Annotated in this window: 9 protein-coding genes; 3 read left to right on the forward strand and 6 right to left on the reverse strand. The window is 68.3% G+C overall.

Annotation, left to right across the window (positions count from 1 at the left end; translation table 11 throughout):
- Nucleotides 1-26: 26 nt before the first annotated feature.
- From ACGFIK_RS06220 to ACGFIK_RS06230, 3 genes are all read right to left on the reverse strand, one after another.
- Nucleotides 27-155, reverse strand: coding sequence for a hypothetical protein (locus ACGFIK_RS06220; protein ID WP_327025225.1), 129 nt, complete (start codon nt 153-155; stop codon nt 27-29).
- Nucleotides 149-580, reverse strand: a complete 432-nt coding sequence (locus ACGFIK_RS06225) for a hypothetical protein (RefSeq protein WP_327025224.1) — start codon at nt 578-580, stop codon at nt 149-151. Before ACGFIK_RS06225 ends, ACGFIK_RS06220 begins: the two co-directional genes overlap by 7 nt.
- Before the next feature lie 65 nt (nt 581-645).
- The gene (locus ACGFIK_RS06230; RefSeq protein ID WP_327025223.1) at nt 646-1,521 is read right to left on the reverse strand and encodes an alpha/beta hydrolase; all 876 of its coding nucleotides are present in this window, start codon (nt 1,519-1,521) and stop codon (nt 646-648) included.
- A gap of 129 nt (nt 1,522-1,650) precedes the next feature.
- Here ACGFIK_RS06230 and ACGFIK_RS06235 point away from each other — a divergent pair, with 129 nt between their 5' ends.
- Nucleotides 1,651-2,238, forward strand: a complete 588-nt coding sequence (locus ACGFIK_RS06235) for a YdeI/OmpD-associated family protein (RefSeq protein WP_327025222.1) — start codon at nt 1,651-1,653, stop codon at nt 2,236-2,238.
- Between the two features lie 102 nt (nt 2,239-2,340).
- Entirely contained in the window at nt 2,341-2,646 is a 306-nt protein-coding gene (locus ACGFIK_RS06240) for a hypothetical protein (RefSeq protein WP_327025221.1), read from the forward strand.
- 155 nt (nt 2,647-2,801) lie between these two features.
- Here the strand turns inward: ACGFIK_RS06240 and ACGFIK_RS06245 are convergent, their stop codons facing one another.
- The gene (locus ACGFIK_RS06245; RefSeq protein WP_327025220.1) at nt 2,802-3,158 is read right to left on the reverse strand and encodes a hypothetical protein; all 357 of its coding nucleotides are present in this window, start codon (nt 3,156-3,158) and stop codon (nt 2,802-2,804) included.
- Between the two features lie 756 nt (nt 3,159-3,914).
- On the opposite strand from ACGFIK_RS06245, the gene ACGFIK_RS06250 reads away from it, so the two are divergent.
- Entirely contained in the window at nt 3,915-4,718 is an 804-nt protein-coding gene (locus ACGFIK_RS06250) for a metallophosphoesterase (protein WP_327025219.1), read from the forward strand.
- Between the two features lie 49 nt (nt 4,719-4,767).
- Here the strand turns inward: ACGFIK_RS06250 and ACGFIK_RS06255 are convergent, their stop codons facing one another.
- Nucleotides 4,768-5,334, reverse strand: a complete 567-nt coding sequence (locus ACGFIK_RS06255) for a flavin reductase family protein (RefSeq protein ID WP_327025218.1) — start codon at nt 5,332-5,334, stop codon at nt 4,768-4,770.
- On the reverse strand, nt 5,331-6,386 hold the full coding sequence (locus tag ACGFIK_RS06260; protein WP_327025217.1) for a MupA/Atu3671 family FMN-dependent luciferase-like monooxygenase: 1,056 nt from the start codon (nt 6,384-6,386) through the stop codon (nt 5,331-5,333). The genes ACGFIK_RS06255 and ACGFIK_RS06260 overlap by 4 nt, the downstream gene beginning before the upstream one ends.
- Between the last annotated feature and the right edge of the window lie 10 nt (nt 6,387-6,396).

A 6,396-nucleotide genomic window follows, 5' to 3' on the forward strand; every position in this document is an offset into this window, starting at 1 on the left:
GGATTCCGCGGGGGCGGCTTCTCCTGTCAGGGGTGCAGGACCGCTTTGAGCACCTCTTGGCGTCGGTCGAAGCGTTGGTAGCAGCCGGGGGCGTCGGCCAGGCTGCCGTGGTGGGTGACGATCCGGCCGGGTCGGGCCCGGCCGGAGGTCACCATGTCCCGCCCCCGCCGCCCGGGTTGACCAGGCGGGCCGCGTCGGCGAGCACCTGGTCGGCCCGCTCCCGGTCCGGGTGGGCCCGGTCGTGGGCCTGGAAGCCGACCGCGTCGATGACCTTGTCCACCCCCGGCAGCTTCTCCTCCCCCAGCGGCAGACCCGCTCGGGCCCGGTCGGCGCGGATCTGCTCGACCGGATCCCCCGCTCGGAAGTCGACCGGCGCCGCCCCCACCTCCTCGGCCTTGCCCAGCCGGGCGTCGACATGGTCCACGCTGTAGACCCTGCGGGCACCGAGCAGACCGGCGGAGTACGCGGCGAGCAGTCCGATGGTGCCGGCCCCGAACACGGCGACGGTCTCCCCCGCCTGGACGTCGGCCAGGGTGGCCGCGGCGTGCCAGCCGGTGACGAAGGCGTCGGCCAGCAACACGGAGGGTTTGCCGGCGGAACCGGTGGCCCGTGCGGTGGTGGTGGCCCGTGGTGGCGTGGGGCGGCTCAGGTGTGGTCGCGGACGAAGGCCCGCATGAGGTAGGCGCACTCGGCCGCGTGGGTCTCCAGCAGCAGATGTCCACCGTCGTAGATGTGGGCGTCCATGCGGTCGAGGACCCGGTGGTACGCGAGGACCTCCTCGACGTCGAAGTAGGCATCGTGTCGTCCCCACAGCACCAGGGCCGGCGGCTGGTGAGCGCGGTGGTACCCGGCGATCTCCTCGAAGCGGGCCACATGCTGGGCGTAGTCGGTGAAGAGGGCGAACTGGGCGTCGAGGTTGCCAGGTCGGCTCATCCGCTCCCAGTCGAGATGCCACGACTCCGGTGGGTGCAGGATGCGCAGGTGCTCGGGCAGCCCGGCGAGATACTGATCGCGGGTGCCGGCGAAGTTCAACCAGTCCGGTAGGTCCGCGCGCCGTTCCTCGGTCGGATCGGCCCAGTACGCCCTGGCGCTGTCCCACTGCTCCCCCAGGCCCTCCTGGTGGGCGTTACCGCTCTGCACGATCAGGCCCCGAATGCGTTCCGGGGCCCGGGTGGCCAGGTGGTATCCCACCGGTGCCCCGAAATCGTGCAGGTAGACGAAGAAGCGCTCCACCCCGAGGCGGTCGAGCAGGTGTTCGACGGTCCGCGAGAGATTGTCGAAGGTGTAGTCGTAGTCCTCGATGATCGGCGCGGAGGACATGCCGAAGCCGGGCAGGTCGGGGGCGATCACCCGGGCGACCTCGGCCAGGGTGGGCATCACCTCGCGGAAGGTGTGCGAGGAACTGGGGAATCCGTGCAGCAGCAGGAGGGTCGGCTGGTCGGTGCGCCCGGCCTCGCGGAAGAACACCTCCAGGCCGTCGAGGTCGACCTGTCGGTGCCGGACCTTCTGGACGCTCTGCATCGTCGGCCTCCCGGCGGTTGGCATCGCTCACCAGCCCCATCGTGGCGGACCGGCACCCTGATTGACCGCCCGTTGCGACACCAGACCAACGGCCGGGTCACTGTCAGGGCCCGGCGCTACCCTGCCGGCATGGCCGAACTGGAGGAACTGATCGTCGCCGACGCCGCGGCGCTGCGGGACTGGTTGTCGGAAAACCATGCCCGCTCCCCCGGGGTCTGGCTGGCCCTGGGGCGCAAGGGTGGCACGGTGACGACCCTGACCTGGCAGCAGGCGGTCGAGGAGGCCCTCTGCTTCGGCTGGATCGACGGGCAGGCCCGCAAACGGGACCAGGAGACCTCCTTGATCCGGTTCACCCCCCGCAAGCCCCGCAGCTCCTGGTCACAACGCAATGTCGCCCATGTGGCCCGCCTGGAGCAGGAAGGGCGGATGCAGCCCTCCGGCCGGGCCGCGGTGGAGGCCGCCAAGGCGGACGGACGCTGGGCGGCCGCCTACGCCCCACCCTCGGAGGCCGAGGTGCCGGCCGACCTGCTGGTCGCCCTGGCCGCCGAGCCCGCCGCCCAGGCCATGTTCGAGGTCCTCACCAAGACCAACCGGTACGCCCTCATCCACCGCCTCGGCGCGGTGAAACGGGCCCAGACCCGGGAACGGAAGATCGCCGAGTTCGTCGCCATGCTGGCCCGCCACGAGACCATCTACCCCCAGAAGGCCAAGCCGTGATCGGCTGCTGCCCGCCCCCTGGTTCCTGGCCGCATGGCAGAAGATGCGCACCCGGCGGCCGTGCGTCATCGTTTGCCTGTCGACCATCCGAAGGGGAGACGAATGGGACAGGCCACCGTCATCCGCTACACCACCAGACCGGAAGTCGCCGAGGAGAACGCCAAGCTGGTCGAGGAGGTCTTCGCCGAACTGGCGCAGACCCGACCGGACGGCCTGCACTACGCCACCTTCCGGCTGGGCGACGGCACGGAGTTCATGCACCTGCTGGTGTCCGAGGAAGGCTCGACCGCGCTGACCGACACGGCCGCCTTCCGACGTTTCCAGGAAGGCATCCGCGCCCGCTGCGCCACCCCACCCCAGTTCACCCAGGCGACCGTGGTCGGCTCGTACGCCCTCGGCGGCATCTGACCCTTCTCCGGTTGCTGCGGTCAGCCGAGGGCACGCCACAGCGACCGACCCGCCAGCCGTGGGGTCGAGCCCATTGCGAATCCGGCAGATCGTCCGGCGTCGGCGTTATGAATAGGTCTTCCGACCGGGGGTTGGGATCCTGCTTCCCTCGCTCGTCATTTGACCGGCCCAACAATCATCGAGGGATGGATGCTGTCGCCCCGCTCGTAGGTGTTCTGATAGGTGGCCTCTTGGTGCTGGTTAGCGACCTGCTGCGCCGCCGAGTCGAATGGCAACGCGAACTTGTGAAGAGACTCGCCGCCAGCGGCACGGACCTCGTTGTGCTCCTGCACGGTAGCTTCGGCGAACTCATCGAAGCCCGCGATACGGCCAGGCAGGTGGAGAATCCGCACGCCGGCCGGGCGGATCGCCTCCAGGCGTACAGCCGCTTCTACGCCAACCCAGGCAGCCGAGCCCTTGGACCTCATGCCGAGCGGGTTCTCACCGCGCACCGCGCTGTACGCGCTGCACATGACGCTGCAAATGACGTATGGGAGCGCGCTGCTGGTGAATACTTGGAGGCGACCGGCGCGTTCGAACTCGCCTTACACAAGGCCATTGTTCGGGGTCGACCACCTCGTGATCCTCAAACTTCAGAGGTGGCATCAGACTCGCCCTGAACGCTTCCCGCGTTCGATTACCCAGTGCCTCAGCCACTGCACAACCAGCACCTCCTTTGGACAGACGGGTTGTCAAGATCGTGCTTTTCGGCCGTTGCTAGGGCCTGCCGCAAGCACCTCTATTCAGGGGAATCTTGTCGACCAGGGGCATGAGCTGGCTGGCCGCAGCGGGGCGATCTCAGCCCTCGAGAACGTCGGAGACGATCCATGGTGGCTACTCACCTCCTCATGTTCAGACAGAACGACCCTCACGTCCCGGCCCAATATCATTAAGTGAGAGTTGTGATCCCCCCGTAGCTTCGCTGCCTCGTTTCGGTGGTGGGAATAGCGCACCGTCTCCGTTGTTGATCTCATAGCGCCACCGCGGATTCAGATCCGTATCGTCTGAATAGTCCTGCTCCCTCGGCCCATCGGATGCAAATCTGACGCCGACGCCTGGGGCCGCTCGCAACCCCCAAGCGCTGCTTCGCCTTGGCTGACAATCGCCGCGCGAATCGCCTCCTCTCCGGCAGCGGTCGGCACAGGTCGTCGAATGCTTCCTGATTGCGGCTGCGGCGGTCGCTCGGTCGTCGCATTCCCTGCGGTAGCGGCTACGGTAGAGTCGGTGCGGTGACGGACCCTACCGCGCCGCTCTACGTCGCTGCGGACATTCATGGCCACCGCAAGGAGTTCGGTCGCGCGCTCGTCGAGGCGGGCCTTGTCGGCCCGAACGGCCGTTGGTGCGGCGGACCTGCTCGATTGTGGCTGCTCGGTGATTACGTCGATCGTGGCCCCGACGGAATCGGTGTGATCGAGGACATCTGGACCCTGGCTGCGGAAGCAGCCGCCGTTGGCGGCGAGGTACGGTGCCTGCTGGGCAACCACGAGGTGCAGCTACTCGCCGCCCACCACTTCGGCACGACGCCAGTTGTCGGGCTCAACGAGCCGGGCGGTTTCCACAGTGGTTGGGCCAGATTCGGCGGTTGCGACGAGGATCTGCGCCGGTTGACCGACGAGCACCTGGCCTGGATGTCCGCCCTGCCGGCCGTGGCGGTCGTCGACGACATCCTGCTCGTGCACTCCGATTCCGTGCGGTACCTAGAGCATGGATCCGATGTGGAAGCCGTCAATACCAGTGTGCGGACCGCCCTACAGACGCGCGACGCCAAGATATGGCTGAAACTGTCGTATCAGATGAGTGATCGTGGCGCGTTCCGCGGCGACGACTCGGCGAAGGTCGAGGCTGCGGTTTCCGCCATGCTCGACCGCTTGGGCGGCACGGAGATCGTGCACGGCCACAGCACCCTGACAAAGCACTTCGGAGTGGTGCCCGAGGAGGTCAAGGGGCCACTGCGATACGCCGGCGGCCGAGTGTTGGCCATCGACGGCGGCGTCTACGAGGGCGGCCGCATCATTGTCACCCGGCTGCGGTGAGCGCCACCATCGTGGTCGGGCGGCGACATCTGCCGCCCAACCACGATGGTTACCGCTGCGATGGCACGGCTGGGGTCGCCGCGCCGGTCACGGCGGCCGCTGGCGGCGGGCAGGCTACATAGCGGCTGTCGGCGAACATCAGCGCCGGCCCGTCCGACAGGATGTCGAAGGCTTGGACAGCGCCGAACACGACGGCATGGTCGCCGGCCACACGGACATCCACCACCTCACAGTCGAAGTAGCTGACACCCTGCTCCAGGATCGGTGCCGAGGAGCACGGTGCCGGCCGCCAGTCGACGCCGGTGAAAGCGCCGGCCCCGGTCCCCCGGCGGGAGCTTGCGAACCAGTCTGCGACCGGCTGCTGGTGGGCGCCGAGCACCGTGACGGCGAAGATGCCCGACGAGTGAATCCGCTCGTAGGTGCGACAGGTCAGGCCGAGTGACACCAGCACCATCAGCGGTTCCAGTGAGACCGTGACGAACGAGTTGACCGTCATGGCGTGCGGCTGGCCGTCGTTGAGGGTGCTGACGACGGCCACCCCGGTCGGGAACCGGCCGGCGGCACGCCGGAAGCGGAGGCTGGTCGAGTCGGGGATCCTGGTCGCCTGCGAGGTCATGGGGTCTCCGCCGATGTCAACGCGCGGAGCCGGTCGAGGTGCTCGAGACCTGCCATCACCTGATCGGCGGGTACTCCGAAATCGATGAGGCAGGCGACCTCGTCGACCCCGGCCTTGGCGAAACGCTCGACGGTGTGCTGTGCCTTCTCGACCGTGCCGAGCAGGCCACTCTCGTCGTAGTACCGGTCGAAGGCCCGCTGCACGAGCGCATCGATGTCGCGCTCCCGCAGCTTGGAGGGATCGATCCGGCGGGCGGTACCGGTCTGCGAGCCGAGTAGCAGGCCGAGTGAGCTCCGCAGGTATGCACTGAGTGGCTCGCGTACCAGATTGCGAACGTGGTCGTCGGCGCCCAGGAAGGTGTGCACCATGAGCACGACGTGACCGGGCCACCCGTCCGCCCCTGGCCGCTCGGCGATCGCTTCGCGATACGCCTCGATCTTGGTGGCGACGTCGTCCAGGTCCTGCCCCAGCAGGTGGGTCAGCACCCCCGCGCCGATCTGCCCGGCGGCGCGGAAGGTTTCCACCCCACCGGCACTGGTGATCCAGATCGGGATGTCGTGCTGTACGGGGGCCGGGAACGCACGCACCTCAGTGGCCGCACCCACTCCGTCGGTGACCGGCATCGGCTCGCCACGCCACAGCCGCCGCACCTGCTGGGCGTACTCCAGGGTGAGTTCGCGGCGAGTCTGGTAATTCTCCGGCCGCAACGCGAAGTCGACCGCGTGCCAGCCGGAGGCGAAGGAGACTCCGGCCCGACCTCCGGAGAGATTGTCGACCATCGCCCACTCCTCCGCGATACGCAGCGGGTGGTGCAGGGGGGCCACGACACTGCCGGCCCGCACCGCGACTCGCCGGGTGACCGCGGCGACGGCAGCGGCCGTCACAGCCGGGTTCGGATAGATCGCACCGAACGGGTGGAAGTGTCGCTCGGGAGTCCAGACGGCCGTGAAGCCGTGCTCGTCGGCGAACCTGGCTCCGTCGAGCAGCATCCGATAACGGTCGTGTCCGGCGTCGCGCTCGTCGCTGGCGAAGTAGAAAAGGCTGAAGTCCACCGGTGTCTCC

The organism is Micromonospora sp. NPDC048871 (assembly GCF_043198155.1).
GTDB lineage: Bacteria > Actinomycetota > Actinomycetes > Mycobacteriales > Micromonosporaceae > Micromonospora.

Bases quoted from the DNA above. Each gene is read 5' to 3' on its own strand.
- ACGFIK_RS06220 (WP_327025225.1), bottom strand. From the start codon at position 155: ATGGTGACCTCCGGCCGGGCCCGACCCGGCCGGATCGTCACCCACCAC.
- ACGFIK_RS06230 (WP_327025223.1), bottom strand. From the start codon at position 1,521: ATGCAGAGCGTCCAGAAGGTCCGGCACCGACAGGTCGACCTCGACGGC.
- ACGFIK_RS06235 (WP_327025222.1), top strand. From the start codon at position 1,651: ATGGCCGAACTGGAGGAACTGATCGTCGCCGACGCCGCGGCGCTGCGG.
- ACGFIK_RS06240 (WP_327025221.1), top strand. From the start codon at position 2,341: ATGGGACAGGCCACCGTCATCCGCTACACCACCAGACCGGAAGTCGCC.
- ACGFIK_RS06245 (WP_327025220.1), bottom strand. From the start codon at position 3,158: ATGTGCAGCGCGTACAGCGCGGTGCGCGGTGAGAACCCGCTCGGCATG.
- ACGFIK_RS06255 (WP_327025218.1), bottom strand. From the start codon at position 5,334: ATGACCTCGCAGGCGACCAGGATCCCCGACTCGACCAGCCTCCGCTTC.